Source organism: Streptomyces sp. HD (assembly GCF_028369295.1).
In the GTDB taxonomy this organism is placed as follows: Bacteria; Actinomycetota; Actinomycetes; order Streptomycetales; family Streptomycetaceae; genus Streptomyces.
Genome location: NZ_JAQMYP010000038.1, coordinates 71,446 through 89,349 on the forward strand (window position 1 = coordinate 71,446; position 17,904 = coordinate 89,349).

Below are 17,904 nucleotides of genomic sequence, written 5' to 3' on the forward strand. Positions count from 1 at the left end.
TCCGGCAGGCTGGACGCCGTGCCCGGACGGATCAGAAGGCAGCCGGGCGCGCGACCCCGCTAGGAGACCCCCGGCATGACCACCGTCGCCGCATACGCAGCACCCGCGTCCAAGGCTCCGCTGGAGCGCACCACCATCGAGCGCCGTGAGGTCGGCGAGTTCGACGTCCTGATCGACATCAAGTTCGCCGGTATCTGCCACTCCGACATCCACCAGGCCCGCGAGGGCTGGGGCGAGGCGACCTTCCCGATGGTCCCCGGTCACGAGATCGCGGGCATCGTCTCCGAGGTCGGCCCCGGCGTGACGAAGTACCAGGTCGGCGACCGGGTGGGCGTCGGCTGCCTGGTCGACTCGTGCCGTGAGTGCGAGAACTGCAAGGCCGGCCTGGAGCAGTACTGCACCGGCGGCAACGTCGGCACGTACAACTCCGTCGGCAAGGACGGCGAGGTGACCTACGGCGGCTACTCGGAGAAGATCGTCGTCGACGAGAACTTCGTCGTCCGCATCCCCGACGGTCTGTCCCTGGACGTCGCCGCGCCGCTGCTGTGCGCCGGCATCACCACCTACTCCCCCCTCCGGCACTGGAACGCCGGCCCGGGCAAGAAGGTCGCGATCCTCGGCATGGGCGGCCTCGGCCACATGGGCGTGAAGATCGCGCACGCGCTGGGCGCCGAGGTGACGGTCCTCTCGCAGTCCCTGCGCAAGCAGGAGGACGGTCTGAAGCTGGGCGCCGACCACTACTACGCGACCAGCGACGAGAACACCTTCAAGGAGCTGCAGGGCACCTTCGACCTGATCCTCTCCACGGTCTCGGCCCCGCTGAACCTGGACCGGTTCCTGTCCCTCCTCAAGACGGACGGCGCCTTCGTGAACGTCGGCGCCCCCGAGGAGCCCGTCGCCCTGAACCTCTTCTCCGTGATCGGCGGCCGCAAGACCCTCGCCGGCTCCGGCATCGGCGGCATCCAGGAGACCCAGGAGATGCTCGACTTCTGCGCGGAGCACGGCTTCGGCGCCGAGATCGAGCTGATCAGCGCGGACCAGATCAACGAGGCGTACGAGCGGGTGCTCAGCAGCGATGTGCGGTACCGGTTCGTGATCGACACGGCGACGATCTGATACGACGCCGATCCGCTACGGCAGGGCGGCTGCCGATCCGCTGCGGCGACTGCTGACGCCGATGGCCTGAGCCGCCCCTGAAGACCGAGGGCCCCGGAGCCGCACCGCTCCGGGGCTCTCAGCGTGTCGCCGTACGACGCCCCAGCAGCCACAGCAGATACGGTCCGCCGACGAGTGCGGTGAGCGCGCCGACCGGGATCTCCAGCGGGGGCAGCAGGGTACGGGCGGCGAGATCGGCGGCGGTCAGGACGGTCGCGCCGGTCAACGCGGCGTTGAGGAGCGGGAGTTGGGGCGTACGGGTGAGTCGGCGGGCCAGCTGCGGCGCGGTCAGCGCCACGAACCCGATCGGCCCCGCGGCCCCGGTCGCCGTGGCGGCGAGGACGACGCCGAGCACGGTGAGCCCGAGCCGCGCCCGGTCGACCCGTACGCCCAGCCCGGCCGCCGTGTCCGGGTCGAGCCCGAGCGGCCGCATGGCTCGGCTCGCCCACGCCAGGCCCGGCAGGCAGAGAGCCAGTACGGCGGCCAGGGGCCCGGCCTGCGCCCAGCCACGCCCGTTGAGGCTCCCGGTCAGCCACAGCTTGACCTGCTCGGCGGCCTCCAGCTCGCTGTCGGTGAGATAGAGCTGCACCACGGCGGAGAGCGCGACCCCGATGCCGACGCCGGTGAGCACGAAACGGCTCGGCTGCATGCCGTGCCGCCAGGCGAGCGCGTATACGAGCCCGGCCGCGCCGAGTCCCCCGAGGACGGAGACGACCGGTACGGCACCCGGCGAACTCACGACGCCGGTCGCGAGCGCGAGCACGGTCGCGGCGGCCGCGCCATGCCCGACGCCGATGACATCGGGACTGGCCAGCGGGTTCCGGGTGACGGTCTGCACCAGCGCCCCGGCCAGCCCGAGCGCGGCGCCCACCATGACCCCGAGGGCGATACGGGGGACGCGCAGCTCGTTGACGACGAGGTCGTGGGGGCCGGAGCCGGTGCGCAGGGTGCGCCAGAGCTCGGGGGGTGAGAGGTAGGTCTGGCCCATGCAGGCCGAGGCCACCATGACCCCGACGAGAACCGCGAGAAGGACCAGGGCTACGGCGACGGAACGGCGGTGCAGGAGGAGGGAGACGCGGGGGTGGGGCCGGAGCAGGACAAGCCCAGACGCCGGACCACCACCAACCGGGCCCGCACAGCGACGCCGAGCGCGCTCCAGCCGAGCGCCCTTCAGCCGAGCGCCGTCCAACCAAGCGCACTTCAACCGCGCACCCTTCAGCCCAGCACCCTTCAGCCGAGCGCCGTTCAGTCGCGCGCCTTTCAGCGACGCCCCCTTCACCGGACACCCCTCACCCGCACGCCGCCCAGCCGAGCGCCGTTCAGTCGCGCACCTTTCAGCGACACCCCCTTCACCGGACACCCCTAAGCCGCACGCCGCCCAGCCGAGCCGTCTCCTTCAGCCACGAGCCTTTGAGCCGCGCGCCCCTCGGCCGAGCGCCCCGCAATCGCACGCCCCTCAGCCGAGCCCTCTTCAGCCGCGCGCCCTCCAGCGACGCGCCCCTCGGCCGCCCGCCCGTCAAGAGACCGCCCCTCTCCGCCGTACCAGCAGAACCAGCACCGGCACCCCCACCAGCGCCGTCATGACACCCGCCGGCACCTCCGCCGGAGCGCGCACGACCCGACCCGCCACATCGGCTGCCGTCAACAGCGCGGCCCCCAGCAGCGCGGACAGCGGCAGCACCGCCCCGTACCCGCCCCGCCGCAGCAGCCGCCGGGCGAGATGGGGCACCGCCAGCCCCACGAAGGCGATCGGGCCCGCCGCGGCGACCGCGGCAGCGGTCAGCAGGGTCGCCCCGAGGGCCGCGCACCCCCGTACGACAGCCACCCGATGCCCCAGCGCCCACGCCGTCTCGTCGCCCAGCGCCAACGCGTCCAGCCCTCGCGCACAGGCCAGCACCAGTACCGCCCCGCCCACGAGGAACGGCAGCATCCGTACGACCGTCCCGGCATCCCGCCCGCTCAGCGCCCCCACCTGCCAGAACCGGAACTGGTCGAGCGTGGCCGAGCTGGAGGTAAGGACCACGGTCGTGCCGCCGGCCGTCATCGCCGACAGCGCGGTCCCCGCGAGCGCCAGCTTCACCGGCGACGCCCCGCCCCGCCCGCGCGCCGCGATCCCGTACACCAGGCACGCGGCGACGACGGCGCCGGCGAAGGCGTACCAGACGTACCCTCCGAAGCCGTGTCCGAGCCCGAGGGCGATGGCGAGGACGACGCCCGCCGCGGCCCCCTGGCTGAGTCCGAGGATGCCGGGGTCGGCGAGCGGGTTGCGGGTGACGGCCTGCAGTGCGGCCCCGGCCGTGCCGAGCGCGGCACCGGCCGCCAGCCCCACCTCGGTGCGCGGCAGCCGCAGGGACCGTACGACCAGCGCGTCCGGCGAACCCCCGCCGTGCAGCAGGGCGTCGAGCACGGCGGACGGCGGCACGGCCCGGGTGCCGACGGCGAGGCTGAGCAGGGCCGCGACGGCCACCGCGAGAACGGCGGCCGGAAAGGCCAGAGGGGAACTCATCGTCGTCGTACGCGACTCGGAGCGCTCTTGGCTCGGAGCGCTCACTTGCCGACGTGCTCGGCGAGCTGTCCGATGACCAGCCGGGCGGCGGTGGGACCGGCGTTGAGGTACCAGGGGTCGTCGTCCACCTTGACCGCGTGCCCGGCCTCGACCGCCTTCATCGACTGCCACAGCGGCCCGGCCACCAGCTTCGCGGCATCCGTCTTCGCCGCGTCACCCTGCACGGAGTAGAAGATCCAGTCACCGTCGGCGGTGTCGATGCTCTCGGGGCCGACGTCCTCGGAAATGGCGTTGAACCGCTGCGACTCGGGCCGCTTCAGTCCCATGTCCACGGCGATGGACCCGGTGAAGGACGAGACCCCGAACATCCGGGTCCGGTCCGGTGTGAACCGCACCATGGAGACGGCGGGGTCCCCTGCCACCCCCTGCCCCTTCTTCCGGGCCTCGGCAACGATGTCGTCGAGCAGCCCCTGTGCCCGCTGCCCCTTGCCGACGGCCTCGCCGACGAGCAGCAGGTCGCGCTTCCAGTTGACGCCGTTGCCCGCGGTGATCACGGTGGGCGCGATCTTCGACAGCTTGGGACAGAGGTCGCCGAGGGAGTCGTTGGCGAGGATCAGGTCGGGCTTGGCGGCGGCCAGCGACTCCAGGTTGGGCGCCTGTCGGGTGCCCGCGTCGGTCATCGCGGCGAGCCGTGCCTTGTCCTCGGGGAAGGCGTCGGCGAGGTAGTCCGGTACGAGTCCGGCGTTGTCGGCGCGGGTGGTGGCCGTGGGGACGATACCGAGGGAGAGCAGGTCGTCGAGCTGTCCGGTGCTGAGGACGGCTATCTTCTCCGGCTCGGCCCTGAGGGTCGTAGTGCCCTGGAAGTGCTTGACGGTGCGCGGGAAGGCGCCGTCCTTGTCGGTGTCGGCACCCATGCCGTCGGCGAGGGCGCTGGGCGCGGCGGAGGGCCCCTGGCCGTCGGCGGAACCGATCACCTGGCTGCGCGAGCCCTCCCCTTTCCCGCCGCCGCTGCCACTGCCACTGCCACTGCCGTCCGACGCGGACGCACAGCCGACGAGCAGCCCTCCGACGGCGACCGTGGCCAGGACGGCCTTCAATCCGACTGCTCGCACCACGACTCCCACACTTCACCGATCACGTGTCAATAAGGCAAGCCTTACCTTAACCCGATCGATCACATGCGGAACGCGGACCTCCGGCCGATGTGCCCCGTGACAGCCCCGCCTGGCGTGAAACCCGGAACCCGGAGCCGGTCCGAACCGTGCACACGAGGAGGCAGCCCCGATGACCGTGCAGCTCAACCACACCATCGTCGCCGCGCACGACAAGAAGGCGTCGGGCCAGTTCCTCGCCGACGTCCTGGGCCTGGCGGTGAGTCCGCAGTACGGCCCCTTCATCCCGGTCGAGATCCCCAACGGCGTGACCCTGGACTATCTGGAATCACCGGGCGCGATAACCCCGCAGCACTACGCGTTCCTGGTGTCGGAGGACGACTTCGACACGATCTTCGGCCGGATACGTCGGGCCGGACTGACGTACTGGGCCGACCCCTTCCACAACCGCCCCGGCGAGATCAACCACAACGACGGCGGCCGCGGCGCCTACTTCGACGACCCGAACGGCCACAACCTCGAAATCCTCACCAGGCCGTACGGGAGCGGAAGCTGACCGATTCACAAAAGCCGAGGGGAATCGCTGCAATCCCTACAGCCCCCCGAGACAACAAAGGGAAGATCCGGAACCGCATATTCGCCGGGAAATGGGATGCCTTTTCCCGGCGAAGCACTAGCCATCCCGCTCACCCCTCCGAGATAGTGTGATGCGGCTCTCGGCAGGGTGGTCGCGCTCGCGGTGACCAGCCACCTGCCGAACACAGGGCGGGGGGCTGTGCATCGTGATCAATTATCAAGATTTCGAAATCTACATCGAACCCACCAGGTCCGATAAATATCGCGCATCAGTGCGATCCCCCGTCGGCGAGTACGAGTCCGAGAAGGACTTCAAGCTGCCCTCCGGCCTGGAGCTGGAGAACTTCCTGCTCAGACTGGGCCGCCCCAGGATGGGGACGACACGCGGGCCGGGAAATCCGGAGCTGGCACCGCTGAAAGATTTCGGCACGCGCCTGTACGAGTCGTTGTTCCAGGGGCGATTGAAATTCGCGCTGGATACCAGCCTCAAAATGGTCGAATATACCGGGGAAGGGCTGCGCATCCTGCTGAAGCTCGGCTCGTCGGCGAAGATCTCCGAGCTTCCCTGGGAGTTCCTGTACGACGCGGAACACAGCCGTTTCTTCGCCCATTCCGTGCGCACCCCCCTCGTGCGCTACCTGAAGCTGGACCACCGTCCCCACCCGGTCACCGTGCGGGCTCCGCTGCGCGTGCTCGTCATGATCGCGAACCCGGCCGGCCTGCCGAAGCTGGACGTGGAGCGGGAGTGGGACCACGTCAACGCGGCCCTCGCGGACCTGCAGGCCGCCGGACAGGTCAGCGTGGAGCGGCTGGAGAGCGGGACACTGCCCCACCTGCAGAAGCGTCTGCGCGCCGGCGGAGTCCACGTCTTCCACTTCATCGGGCACGGCGCCTATCTGAAGGAGTGGCGGGACGGTGTGCTGTTCCTGGAGGACCGGCAGGGGCGGGAACGCAGGACCAGCGGAGGAGAGATCGGCGGCCTGCTCCACGACAACGGCGTACGACTGGCGGTACTGAACGCCTGCGAAGGGGGCAGGGGCGACGACAGCGATCTGTTCGCCGGTACGGCGCAGAGTCTCGTGCAACGGGGCTTGCCGGCGGTCGTGGCCATGCAGTTCGCCATCACCGATACCGCCGCCATCGAGTTCGCCCGGGAGTTCTATGACTCGATCGCCGGCGGACACCCGCTGGACGCGGCGGTGTACGAGGGGCGCCGCGCGATTCTCAACGAGGCGAGCAGCTTCGAGTGGGGCACTCCGGTGCTCTACTCACGCGCCCCCGACGGCCGGATCTTCGACGTGGCGAAGGAGCCGACCTCGTTCGGAGCCCCGACGGACCGGACGGAACCGGAAGCCTCTCACGGCAGGACGACGACCGCGACGACGCCCACGGCGCCGAGCCCGAGCAAGGCCCGGTCCGGGCCGGGCGGCGCCGAGGACACACGGAAGCCTCCCGTCGAGGACCGGCCGAAGCCCACCGGGGGCACCGGGGACACCGGGGACACCACACCGACGGACCCGAACAGCCCCGCCGGACTGGTCGCGCGGGCCGCCGCGCACCGTGAGCTCGGCCGGCCCGACGAGGCACTGCGCGATCTCGACCGGGCGCTCACACTGGCCCCGGACCATGTGCCGGCGCTCATCGACCGAGGGGCGCTGCGGGGACAGCTCGGCCGGTACGACGACTCCCTGCGGGATCTCGACCGGGCCCTGGGGCTGGAGCCGGACAACACGGGAGGGCTCCTCGAACGAAGCGCCACCCATTGGGAACTCACCCAGTACAGCTTGGCGTTGCGGGACCTCGACCGGCTGCTGCGACTGGAACCGCACAACCCCGACGCGCTGCACGCCAGGGGAGCCACCTACCGCGAGCTGGAGCGGAACGACGAGGCACTGCGCGATCTGGACCGGGCCCTGCAGCTGAAACCGGACGACGCGTGGACGCTGATCGACCGGGGCATGTGCCACTGGAACGCCGGGCGCGAGGACGAGGCGTTCCTCGACCTGGATCGCGCGCTGCAGCTTGAGCCCAACAACGTGATGGCGCTCGCCGTCCGGGGAGCGGCCCACCGGGACCTCCAGAACTACGACCCCGCTCTGCGCGACCTCTCCCAACTGCTGACACTGGAACCCGACAACGCCTTCGCCCTGCACGCCAGAGGAGCGATCTGGCGGGAGCTGGGGCGTTACGACGACGCTCTGCGCGATCTCGACCGGGCGCTGGAGCTGGAGCCCGACAACGCGCAGGCGCTGATCACCCGGGGCACCACGTACCAGGACATCGGCCGGAACACCGCGGCGGTGCAGGACTTCAACCGCGCCCTCGCACTGGACCCCGACCTCACCCCGACCCTGCCCGTCGAGCACGGCCCCGCCGCGATGCCGGTGTACGAGGTCGAGTACGACGACGACGTCTCGGCGCGCCCCGCGCAGGGGCCGTCCTTCTGGGAACGAGCGCGCTACGGCGAGGCGTTGCGAGACCTCAACCAGGTGGCCGAACAGGAGGCGAACGAGGCGTTCCTGCTGCGGGACCGCGCCGCCTCCTACCTGGAGCTCGGGCGGTACGCGGAGGCGCTGAACGACCTGGACCGCTCGCTGGAGCTGGACCCCGACCACGCCGTCGCATGGGCGTTTCGCGGGCTGGCGTACAAGGCGCTCGGAGAACACTCACAGGCTCTGCTGGACTTCGACCGGTCGCTGGGGCTCGACCCCACCACGGACTGGGTGCAGAAAGAGCGAACCATCCTACTGAGAATGCTCAGTTCCTGATCGCGTCTGGGGGAATGCCGCGATGCCACTGATAGGGACAGGCCGGGTATGGCCGGGGAAATCCGAGTACTACGACGTGGTGCTGCGCGCCTACGTGACGTACAGCGTCTATGTGCTGCCCGATCGGTCGAGCGTGGACTTCGACGTCCGCGTCTACGACGAGAACGGCAATCTCGTCGCATACGACGTCGCGCCCGACGCCGACGCCGCCTGCACGATCACACCGAGGTGGACCGGCGGTTTCCGGATCTTCGTCGACTCGGCACGCGGAATGGCCAACTACACCCTCTCGATTCAGCCCTGACGGCCAGGAGGGCAGGACCGGCGGTACGGATCGGAGTGAGCACTCACTCGCTCTTGACGGAGTGAGCGCTCACTCCGTACCGTCCGTCCTATGAAGGAACCCTCTGCTTCCACCCCTGCCCCCTCGCCGCCCCGCCGCCGGGCCCCCGGTATGACCCCCGACCAGCGGCGTTCGATGATCGTCGCCGCCGCGCTGCCGCTCGTCGCCGAGCACGGCGCCGCCGTGACCACCGGGCGGATCGCGCGGGCCGCCGGGATCGGGGAGGCGACGATCTTCCGGGTGTTCGCCGACAAGGACGAGCTGCTGGACGCCTGTGTGGCGGAGGCCGTCAGCCCGGACCATGTGCTGCGCGAACTCGCCTCCGTCGACCTGGAGCTGCCGCTCGCCGAGCGGCTGGCCGAGGCCGCGGACGCGATGCGGGCCCATCTGGAGCGGATGGGCACCGTGCTCGGTGCGCTGCACGCCTCGGGGCGTCGGCGTGGGCGGCCCGACGCTGAGCGGCCCGCACCGGCCGACCGCGACGCCTCCACCCGCTCGCTGCGCGATGCCGTCTCCGAGCTGATCGAACCCGACCGGGACGCGCTGCGGCTGCCCGTGGAGAAGGTCGCCGCCCTCTTCCTCGCCACCCTCTTCGCCCAGTTGCGCGGCGGCGCGCTCGGCGGGGAGGACAGCCCGACCCCGGCCGAACTCGCCGACGTACTCCTGCACGGCGCACTCAGGCAACCAGGGAGCCGACCCGCATGACCGTCACCCTCAACCACACCATCGTCCCGGCCCGCGACCACACCGCGGCCGCCCGCTTCTTCTCCACCGTCATGGGGCTGGAGCAACTCCCCCCGGACGGCAGCGGCGGCCACTTCGCGCCCGTGCGCGTCAACGGACAGCTCACGCTGGACTTCATGACGGCCGAGGCCGCCGAGGGCCACCATCTGGCCTTCGACGTCGACCCCGGCACCTTCGACGAGATCCTCGGCCGCCTGCACGCCCTCGGCGTCCCCTACGGCAGCGACCCGTCCGCCCCGGACAACGGCCGCGTCGACCATCCCCTGTGTGCCCGGGGGCTCTACTTCACCGACGACGCGGGGAACCTGTACGAGGTCATGTCCCCGCGCTGACCCGGCGGCCCCTCAACCCTGGTAAGGCGGTGCGGCGCCCCAGTTCCACCTGGGTACCGGCTGCTCGGCCGGCGGCGTGGCGTCCGGGCCGGAGAAGTACACCGCCAGGCGTGTGCCCCACTCCACGTACGCCAGGAAGGCCGAGCGGAACTCCGCGTCGGTCGGGAGGGCGGCCTCGTCGGCGGCATCCTGGATGAGGTTGACCCAGCGGCGGCGCTGGGGCTCGGTGATGCCCCGGCCGATGTGCTTGGCGACCATGTGGCCGTGGCCGCCCTGGGTCTCGGAGTAGGCGGGCGGGCCGCCGAAGACCTCGCCGAGCCACAGCGCCACGTGTTCGGCGTGGTCCGGGTCCAGGCCCGCGAACAACGGGGCCAGGAGGTCGTCCTTGAGGACCTTGTCGTAGAAGGCGGACGTAAGGCGGGAGAATGCCTCCGCGCCGCCCGCCCAGGCGTACAGCGTCGGCACCGACGCGCCCGTGCCGCGCACCGCGGTGGGCTTGTAGTGGCGCATCTCCTCGATGTGCGTGACGTACGGGCGGATCTCCGCGAAGAAGTCGGCGAACAGCTCCGACTTCCGGAAACCCTCCATGTGGTCCTGCGTCGATGTCCAGGTGATGCGCAGGACGTAGTGCTCGAAGTCCTCCTCGCAGCGGGCGAGTTCATAGTCGACGCAGTGCGGGGACGCGGCGAGCTGGGCCGCGGCGCGGGTGTAGGCGGCCAGGAACTCCGCCGATTTCTGCTCGGGAATGCGGTACCGGATGTATTCCACCGTGTGAGCCGTCATGGCCCCACGGAAACACGAACCGCCCACCGGAGGCTGCACTTCCGGCGGGCGGTTCGCTGTCGGCTCAGCGGTACCTGTGGGTCAGCGGTACCTGTGGATCACTTGCCGTAATACGCGTTGTAGATCGAGACGGTCGCTTTGTTGCCCTTCTTGTCGGCGACCTTGGCGTGGAAGGAGATCGCCTTCCCCTTCGCCGGGTTCTTCACAGTGACCTTGCCGTCCCTGACGTCCAGCTTCTTCCAGGTCTGGCCGTAGTCGTACGACACGTACACGTGCAGCGACTTGAGGTTGCTGCCCGCGGCCGCACCCACCACGGTGACCGGGAACGTCTCCTTCTTGTCGGCCTCGACCCGGCTGTCCAGGCCGGTCCTGGCGCCGAAGCGGACCGTGGAGGCCGGGAGGGTGGCCGGCTCGGCGGACGGCTTCTTGGAGCGGAAGGTCCAGCTCGCGTCGATCCGCGTGGAGGCGGCCGCGACCTTGACGCTCCGCTTGACCGAGGTCGTCAGCCTGTACTCGGCGTCCCCGGCCGGAACCTTGAACGTCCCGCCGCCCCACACCGTGTCGTCATAGGTGCCGACCTTGGTGCCGTTGCGGTACAGGCTCGTGGTCGCCGAGGTGAAGACCGAGGAGCCCGCGTGTTTGCCGGCGTCCGCGAACACCGGCAGCTGACCGTAGATCTCGTTGCCCTCACGGACCAGGCCATAGTCCTTGTTGATGTGCGGGCCGAAGACCGCCGTGTTGAAGGTGTTCGAGTAGCTCTGACCCGGCTTGTAGGTCTGCGAGTCGCCCGCGGAGTAGGACGCGTCGATCACCGGGGTGCCGTCGGCGTTCCGGCCGGCGTACTGCTCGAAGTCGAACGACCACTTGATCTTGTCGGACGTGGACAGGTACAGCGTCCGCGAGCCCGGCAGCTTCTGCTCGATCGGGTCGCTCATCACGCCGGTCTCGGGGAAGCTGCCCACGGTGAGCAGCGCGCCGGTCTTGCCGGGGGCCGCGGCACCGAGGCCGTTCTTCACCTTGGCGAGTTCACTCGCCTTGAAGTGGCGGACCTTGTCGCCCTGGATCTTCTTGACCTTGGCCACGGTGGCCACGTTGTACTCGGTGTCGTCGCCCTTGGTCCACTGGCCGTTCCAGGTCTGGCTCAGGCCGCTCGCGACCTCCGGGCCGAGGTGCGCCATGCGCACGTTGGCGAAGGTGTCGGCACTGATGCCGAGGCCGATACCCGCCGGGTCGTAGGAGTAGTCGGCGGCTGCGGCCACCTGCTTGGCCCGCGCGTCCGGCACGGTGATGTCGGCCGGCTTGGTGGTGCGGGCGTCGATCGTCACGGTGGTGTTCCTGGTGAGGTCCAGCTTCGGCTGGATCAGCCAGTCGATCCCGGCCGTCCCCGGGTCCGGGTCCTTGCCGATGTAGGCGTTCAGCAGATACGAGCCCCTGGGCAGCCGCAGCTTGGTGGTGCCGGACTCGGTGACCGGAACCTTCTGGTTCAGGTTCGTCGCCAGGCCCGAGTACCCGAACAGGGTGGTGTCGTACTCGGGTGCCGGCTTGCCGTCCCGGCCGATGTGCTTGACGGTGACGTCGTAGGACTCCACCTCGCGCAGCACCGCGGCGGCCGTACGGACGTTCTGCCCGCCGCCCGTCGCCGTCACGTATGCGGAGTAGGCGCCGTCGAGCGTGCCGCCCAGCTTGGTGTTGACGGTGAGGTCGACGGCGGCCTTCCCGCCCGCCGGAACCGTCACCTTCGTCGCGCCCAGCTTGAAGAAGCCCGCGGGAGCCGGCCGGCCCTTGGGGTCGGTGCCCGTCGCGGAGAGGGCGAGCGTGACGTCCTGAGTGCCGAAGTTGCGGTACGTCAGCTTCTCGATGGCCGGCCTGTCGTCGGTGTGCGGCCACTGCTGCACACCGAAGCTCACCGACGCCGGGTCGGCGATCACAGTCTGCTTGATGGCCTTGTCGACCTGGATACGACCCGAACCCTGCTGGAACGGCGTGTACTTACCGCCCTTGGCGGACCCCGTCAGCGCACCCTTGAGCTCGGCGTACGTCCAGTCCGGGTGCTGCTGCTTCAGGATCGCCGCCGCGCCCGCGACATGCGGGGTCGCCATGGAGGTGCCCTCGATGGTCAGGTAGCCGGGCGGGTTCTCGCCGACCTCCTGCTCGATGACGCTGCCCTTGGCGGACGCGGCCGTGATGGCGACGCCCGGCGCGGTCACGTCCGGCTTGACGGCGCCGTCACCGAGCCGGGGACCGGTGCTGGACCAGGGCGCGAGCACGTCCTTGTCGTCGACGGCGCCGACGGTGAGCGCCTTCTCCGCGCTGCCGGGTGAACCGAGACTCTCCGGGCCGGAGTTGCCCGCCGCGATCGCGAAGAGGATGCCCTTCTCGGTGGACAGCTTGTTTACCGCCGCTTCCACCGGATCGATCTCCGGGGTGTCGGCGCCGCCCAGGCTCATGTTGACGACCTGGGCGCCCTGCTCGGCGGCCCACTCCATGCCGGCGAGGATGCCGGAGTCGTCGCCGAAGCCGTCGTCGCCGAGGACCTTGCCGCTGATGATGTCGGCGCCGGGTGCTACGCCCTTGTACTTGCCGCCAGACCCTGCGGGAGATGCAGCGCCGGTGCCCGCCGCGATGGACGCGACGTGCGTGCCGTGGCCGAACTTGTCCTGCACCGTGGCGGCGGGGGTGAAGTTCTTCGCCGCGACGACCTGGTCCTTGAGGTCGGGATGGGTCGCGTCGACGCCGGTGTCCAGGACGGCGATCTTGACGCCCTTGCCGTCGTAGCCGGCCGCCCACGCCTTGGGAGCGCCGATCTGGGCCACGGACTTGTCGAGGCTGGCCTTGCGGACGCCGTCGAGCCAGACGTGCGCGACGCCCGAGGCGGCCCTGTCCCCGTTGGTGAGCGCGTCCCACAGATCGGGCGCGTCCTGCTGCGAGGCCTGCACCGCGTCCGCGTTCAGGGACGTCAGGGTCCGGCGCAGCTTGCCCGCGTCGCGGACGTCCGCCTTGGCGCCGGTGGCAGCGCCCTTGTAGCCGACGATGACCTTCAGGCCCTTGGCCTGGGAGGTACGGATCGCGGACCTGGTCAGCTCGGTGACGTCGAACAGCCGCTGGTCGAGCTTGCCCGCCGCGACCAACCGAGCCGCGTCGGCCGGGATCACGAGGGTGTGCCCGCGGATCTCGCGGATCTGGACGGGTATGTGCCCGCGCCCCTTCGCCCGGTCCAGGCCGACGACCCGGCCCTTGGAGTCGACGGCGACCCGGTCACCCGTGATCAGGGTGACGCGGGTGGGGGACGTGAGTGGTTGAGCGGCGCCGGACGGACGCTGCTTCGGTTCGGCCGACGCCGGGCTGGTCATTCCCGAGGCGAGGGCCACGGCGGCCGCCGTGGCGACAGAGGCCGCGCATACGCTTTTGAGTTGTCTGCGCAAGATTCCCCCTTGCAGATGGTCCGGACGAATTCCCCTTCGTCCGGCCGGGGGAGGTCACGTACGCATGCGCGTCACCCCCCGGAATACGCAGTATGCCGAGGGGCGTTCAGGCGCCTCAATAGTGGCGAGAACTCCGTTACGCAGTGGTCAAGTTGGGCTCCCGAAGTCAGGCTCCCGCATTCTCCTTGACGCTGATGCGCCCCTTGCGGATGGTGACCAGCCGCGGGGCCTTTTTCGCGATCGCCGAGTCGTGGGTGACCATGATGAAGGTCAACCCCAGTTCCTTCCACATGCGTTCGAGTACGTCCATGATCTCGTCGCGCATCGACTCGTCGAGGTTGCCGGTGGGTTCGTCGGCGAGCAGCACCTTGGGTTCCTTGACCAGCGCCCGGGCGATGGCGACGCGCTGCTGCTGCCCACCGGACATCTCGGACGGCAGATGTGTGAGGCGTTCGCCGAGGCCGACCGAGTTCAGCGCGTCGGCCGCCCGTTCGCGCCGTTGCTTCGGCTTCACGCCGAGGGGGACGAGGGCGGTCTCGACGTTCTCCTGTGCGGTGAGGGTGGGGATGAGGTTGAAGGCCTGGAAGACGAAGCCGATGTTCTCGCTGCGGACCTTTGTCAGCCGGGTCTCGGAGAGCTTGGCCAGGTCGGTCCCGTCGAACACGACCTCACCCGCAGTGGGCCGGTCGAGGCCGCCCAGCATCTGGAGGAGGGTGGACTTGCCGCCGCCGGTGGGGCCCTGGATGACGAGCCGGTCCCCGTCGGCGATGGTGAGGTCGACACCGTCGAGGGCGTTGATGGATTCCTTGCCCCGGGTGTAACGCTTGGTGACGCTTCTGAGTTCGTACATGTGGGTGGCTCCTGGGAGTTGGGGGGTTCGGGGGTGGTTCACGTGGATTTCGGCTGCGGGTGGGTGGGGGCCGGTCGCGTAGTTCCCCGCGCCCTAGGGGGTGGCTGCATGGTCGGCGGGACTGCAACGCCCCAGGGGCGCGGGGAACTGCGCGACCAGCCCCACCACCACCCGCAGCCGAAGTCCCCGGCCCTCGCCCCCACGGCATCCGTTGGCTATTCGACTCGCCTCAGCGCATCCGCCGGGCGGAGCCGGGACGCCCGCCAGCCGCCGAACGCGCCCGCGATCAGGCCGCCCGTCACCGCCAGCCCCACGGCCAGCGCGACCGTCGTAAGGCTGACCGGGGCCGTCAGGGCGACGTCGAGGGTCGTGCTCGCCGTCTGCCGACCGGGACCGCCGCCCCCGAAGCCACCGCCGCCCATGCCGCCGCCACCGGAACCGCCGCCCAACTGCGCCTGCAGCGTGGGGCTGATCGCCGTCACCGCGTACGCACCCGCCAGGCCGAGCCCGATCCCCAGCGCGCCGCCGAGCAGCCCGTTGACCATGGCCTCGCCGACCACCTGCCGGGTCACCCGGCCCGACTTCCAGCCCAGCGCCTTCAGCGTGCCGAACTCCCGCACCCGGCGGGAGACGGCCGAGGAGGTGAGCAGACCGGCGACCAGGAACGCCGCCACGAGCACGGCGATCGACAGCCACTTGCCCACGCTCGTCGCCAGCGAGGACGCCGTGGACAGGGACCCGGACACCGTGTCCGCGAGATCCGCCGAGGTCGTCACCGTCGTACCGGAGATGTTCTTCTGGATGGCCGACTTGACGGAGTCGATCCGCTGGGAGTCGGTCGCCTTGACGTAGATCGTGGTGACCTTGTCCTTGGCGTCGGCGAGCGTCTGCGCCTGCTTCAGCGGGATGTAGAGGTTGGCCGCCGCGTCCCCGCTGTCGGGCGTGGCGATGCCGATCACCTTGAACTCGGTGCCCTTGACGGTGACGGTCGAGCCGACCTTGAGCTTCTTCTCCTTGGCGTAGGAGGTGTCGGCGACCACCACCTTGTCGTTCGTCTCCGTCGTCCTGAAGGTACGGCCACTGGTGATCTTCGACGACGTCAGCGGGCCGAGCGCCGGCTTGGTGACGTCGGTGCCGTAGACGGAGTAGTTGTTGACGTCGAAGTCGGCGCCCCCGCCCCGCACTTCGCCCTGCGGCTGTCCGCTGCCGCCCCCGCCCTGCCCGGGGCCGCCCTGCTGGCCCCCGCTGCTCTGGTCCTGCTGGAACTCACCCCGCGTGAACTGCCCGCTGACCTTGACGACCTGCAGGCTCAGCCCGCCCACGGCGTCCGAGACCCCGCTCTGCGAGCCGACCTCGGTGACCGTCGAGCCCGCCAGCGTCTGGAAGCCCTGGACCATGACGCGGTCGGTGGACTGCTCCTCGTCCGAGCCGTCCTCCCGCGCGTCGAACTGGAAGCGGGGCCGCTCGGAGCTGTTCGCGGCCGGTTCGGCGGCCTTGGTGACGGTCATGTCCGTGCCCAGGCCGTACAGAGACTGCAGGACCTTGTCCTGGGCCTTGCCCATGCCGGACGACACGGAGTTGACGACGATGACCAGCGCGATACCCAGCGCGAGCCCGGAGGCGACGACGAGGGCCGCCTTTCTGCGGCGGCGCAGCTCGCGCCTCAGGTAGGTGAAGAACATGCGCCGCAAGCTAGGGACGGCGCGTGATGAAGGGATAAGGCTGAAATAAGAGATGGATGAGAAGGCTGAGACCCCACCGGAAACGCCGATGCCGCCCCTGAGGGCGGCATCGGTTGTGTGTGAGTCAGTTGTAGGGCGGCTGTGCGCGCCCGACGGGTCGGACGCCTCAGACGGCCGAACCGGCCTTCCACTGCGCCCAGTCCATGTTCCAGCCGTTGAGGCCGTTCTCCGGCGCGATGGTCTTGTCGCCGGTGTTCTGGACGATCACGACGTCACCGACGATCGAGTTGTTGTAGAACCAGTAGCCCGCGCTGCCCTTGTCGTTGGCGCCCTTGGTGTCGGACAGGCCCACGCAGCCGTGGCTGGTGTTCACGCTGCCGAAGATGGACTTGGCACCCCAGTAGTTGCCGTGGATGAAGGTGCCGGAGCTGGACAGGCGGATGGCGTGCGGCACGTCCTTGATGTCGTACTCGCCCTTGCCGTCGTCGTCCGTGAAGCCCACGGTCGCGCCGTTCATGCGCGTCTCCTTGAACTTCTCGGACATCACCATGATGCCTTCGTAGGTCTTGTTGTCCGGCGACCCGGCGGAGATCGGGATGGTCTTGATGGTCTTGCCGTCCTGCGTGACCTTCATCTGCTTGGTCTTCGCGTCGACGTAGGAGACCTGGTTACGGCCGATCTTGAAGGTGACCGTCTTTTCCTGGACGCCGTAGACGCCCTGGGAGCCCTCGACGCCGTCCAGGGACATCTTCAGGGTGACGGTCGAGCCGGCCTTCCAGTACTCGTCCGGCCGGCAGTCCATGCGGGTGTCGTTGAACCAGTGGCAGACGACTTCCTGGCCGCTGGTGGTGGAGACGGAGATGCCCTTCTGGACGGCCGCCTTGTTGCTGATCGCCTTGTCGAAGTTGATCGACACGGGCATACCGACGCCGACGGTGGAGCCGTCCTCCGGCGTGAAGTAGCCGAGGAAGCTGTTGTTCGGGGAGACCGTGGTGAAGGAGCCGTTCTCGTGGGCCTCCAGGCCCTTGGCGTCCTTCGCGGTCACCGCGACCTTGTAGGTCGTGGAGCGCTCCAGCTGGGCGCTGGGCTTCCAGCTGGTCTTGTCGGCGGATATCTCGCCCTTGACGGCCGCGCCCTCGGCGGTCGTCATCGTCACCTCGGTGAGCGTGCCCTTGCTCACGGTGACGGCGGCGGAGTTGATGGAGGCGTTGTCCTTGCCGTCCTCCGGCGTGATCTTGATCTGGGCCTCGGAGGTCTTCTTGGCCGCCGCCTCGTCGACCTTGGCCTGCGAGGTGTCGCCGTCGCCGCTGCCGGAGGCGTCGTCGCCGCCGGAGCAGGCAGAGAGCACCAGGACACCACCGAGCAGTGCGGACGCGACCGAGAGGCCCCTGCGCCGCTTACTGTTCGTCATCACACGCTTCTCCATTGTTCCCGAATCCCAAAAACCCCGAGAGTCCCCGTCAAGAATCTTCAACGCTACGACCGGTTCGTCCCGTTCCACATACCTGGTATGTGTGGGGCACACCACGTCCGCCAAGAAGAAATGGCGTGACGGATGGTGCGGGTGTCGGTCAGTGCGCAGCTTGAGACGACGAAACCCCGGGCGGCGGTTGCCGCCCGGGGTCACGAAT

At 69.7% G+C, this 17,904-nt stretch carries 15 protein-coding genes; 6 read left to right on the forward strand and 9 right to left on the reverse strand.

Annotated elements, in window-relative coordinates; all coding sequences use genetic code 11:
* Window positions 1-75: 75 nt before the first annotated feature.
* Window positions 76-1,116 carry an NAD(P)-dependent alcohol dehydrogenase gene (locus POF73_RS31290; protein WP_272122239.1) on the forward strand — a complete coding sequence of 347 codons (1,041 nt, stop codon included), beginning with the start codon at window positions 76-78 and terminating at the stop codon, window positions 1,114-1,116.
* Window positions 1,117-1,234: 118 nt separating this feature from the next.
* On the opposite strand, the gene POF73_RS31295 is transcribed toward POF73_RS31290, so the two are convergent.
* The 4 genes from POF73_RS31295 to POF73_RS31305 are packed head-to-tail and all read right to left on the reverse strand — an operon-like array spanning window position 1,235 to window position 4,773.
* Window positions 1,235-2,515: an iron chelate uptake ABC transporter family permease subunit gene (locus POF73_RS31295; protein WP_443049665.1), complete on the reverse strand. Its 1,281-nt coding sequence runs from the start codon at window positions 2,513-2,515 to the stop codon at window positions 1,235-1,237.
* Window positions 2,505-2,675 (reverse strand): pentapeptide repeat-containing protein, encoded by a 171-nt coding sequence (locus tag POF73_RS46340; protein ID WP_443049666.1) that lies wholly within the window; start codon window positions 2,673-2,675, stop codon window positions 2,505-2,507. The genes POF73_RS31295 and POF73_RS46340 overlap by 11 nt, the downstream gene beginning before the upstream one ends.
* Window positions 2,672-3,661 (reverse strand): FecCD family ABC transporter permease, encoded by a 990-nt coding sequence (locus tag POF73_RS31300; RefSeq protein WP_272122244.1) that lies wholly within the window; start codon window positions 3,659-3,661, stop codon window positions 2,672-2,674. The genes POF73_RS46340 and POF73_RS31300 overlap by 4 nt, the downstream gene beginning before the upstream one ends.
* A 41-nt stretch (window positions 3,662-3,702) precedes the next feature.
* Window positions 3,703-4,773, reverse strand: coding sequence for an ABC transporter substrate-binding protein (locus tag POF73_RS31305; RefSeq protein ID WP_272122302.1), 1,071 nt, complete (start codon window positions 4,771-4,773; stop codon window positions 3,703-3,705).
* A gap of 172 nt (window positions 4,774-4,945) precedes the next feature.
* On the opposite strand from POF73_RS31305, the gene POF73_RS31310 reads away from it, so the two are divergent.
* The 5 genes from POF73_RS31310 to POF73_RS31330 all read left to right on the forward strand — a co-directional run bounded on the left by POF73_RS31310 (window position 4,946) and on the right by POF73_RS31330 (window position 9,536).
* A complete protein-coding gene (locus tag POF73_RS31310) occupies window positions 4,946-5,329 on the forward strand; it encodes a VOC family protein (protein WP_272122246.1) in 384 nt (127 codons plus the stop codon).
* 292 nt (window positions 5,330-5,621) lie between these two features.
* Window positions 5,622-8,117 carry a tetratricopeptide repeat protein gene (locus POF73_RS31315; protein WP_272122249.1) on the forward strand — a complete coding sequence of 832 codons (2,496 nt, stop codon included), beginning with the start codon at window positions 5,622-5,624 and terminating at the stop codon, window positions 8,115-8,117.
* A gap of 22 nt (window positions 8,118-8,139) precedes the next feature.
* On the forward strand, window positions 8,140-8,421 hold the full coding sequence (locus POF73_RS31320; RefSeq protein ID WP_272122252.1) for a hypothetical protein: 282 nt from the start codon (window positions 8,140-8,142) through the stop codon (window positions 8,419-8,421).
* Between the two features lie 174 nt (window positions 8,422-8,595).
* Window positions 8,596-9,165 carry a TetR/AcrR family transcriptional regulator gene (locus POF73_RS31325; RefSeq protein WP_272122304.1) on the forward strand — a complete coding sequence of 190 codons (570 nt, stop codon included), beginning with the start codon at window positions 8,596-8,598 and terminating at the stop codon, window positions 9,163-9,165.
* Complete coding sequence (locus tag POF73_RS31330) at window positions 9,162-9,536, forward strand: VOC family protein (protein WP_272122255.1); 375 nt, start codon at window positions 9,162-9,164, stop codon at window positions 9,534-9,536. Before POF73_RS31325 ends, POF73_RS31330 begins: the two co-directional genes overlap by 4 nt.
* A gap of 12 nt (window positions 9,537-9,548) precedes the next feature.
* Here the strand turns inward: POF73_RS31330 and POF73_RS31335 are convergent, their stop codons facing one another.
* From POF73_RS31335 to POF73_RS31355, 5 genes are all read right to left on the reverse strand, one after another.
* On the reverse strand, window positions 9,549-10,319 hold the full coding sequence (locus POF73_RS31335) for a group II truncated hemoglobin (RefSeq protein ID WP_272122258.1): 771 nt from the start codon (window positions 10,317-10,319) through the stop codon (window positions 9,549-9,551).
* 98 nt (window positions 10,320-10,417) lie between these two features.
* Window positions 10,418-13,669: a S8 family peptidase gene (locus POF73_RS31340; RefSeq protein WP_272122306.1), complete on the reverse strand. Its 3,252-nt coding sequence runs from the start codon at window positions 13,667-13,669 to the stop codon at window positions 10,418-10,420.
* Between the two features lie 238 nt (window positions 13,670-13,907).
* Complete coding sequence (locus tag POF73_RS31345) at window positions 13,908-14,591, reverse strand: ABC transporter ATP-binding protein (protein ID WP_272122259.1); 684 nt, start codon at window positions 14,589-14,591, stop codon at window positions 13,908-13,910.
* Window positions 14,592-14,806: 215 nt separating this feature from the next.
* The gene (locus POF73_RS31350) at window positions 14,807-16,273 is read right to left on the reverse strand and encodes an ABC transporter permease (protein ID WP_272122260.1); all 1,467 of its coding nucleotides are present in this window, start codon (window positions 16,271-16,273) and stop codon (window positions 14,807-14,809) included.
* Window positions 16,274-16,439: 166 nt separating this feature from the next.
* Window positions 16,440-17,699 carry a L,D-transpeptidase gene (locus POF73_RS31355; protein WP_272122262.1) on the reverse strand — a complete coding sequence of 420 codons (1,260 nt, stop codon included), beginning with the start codon at window positions 17,697-17,699 and terminating at the stop codon, window positions 16,440-16,442.
* Window positions 17,700-17,904: the final 205 nt, after the last annotated feature.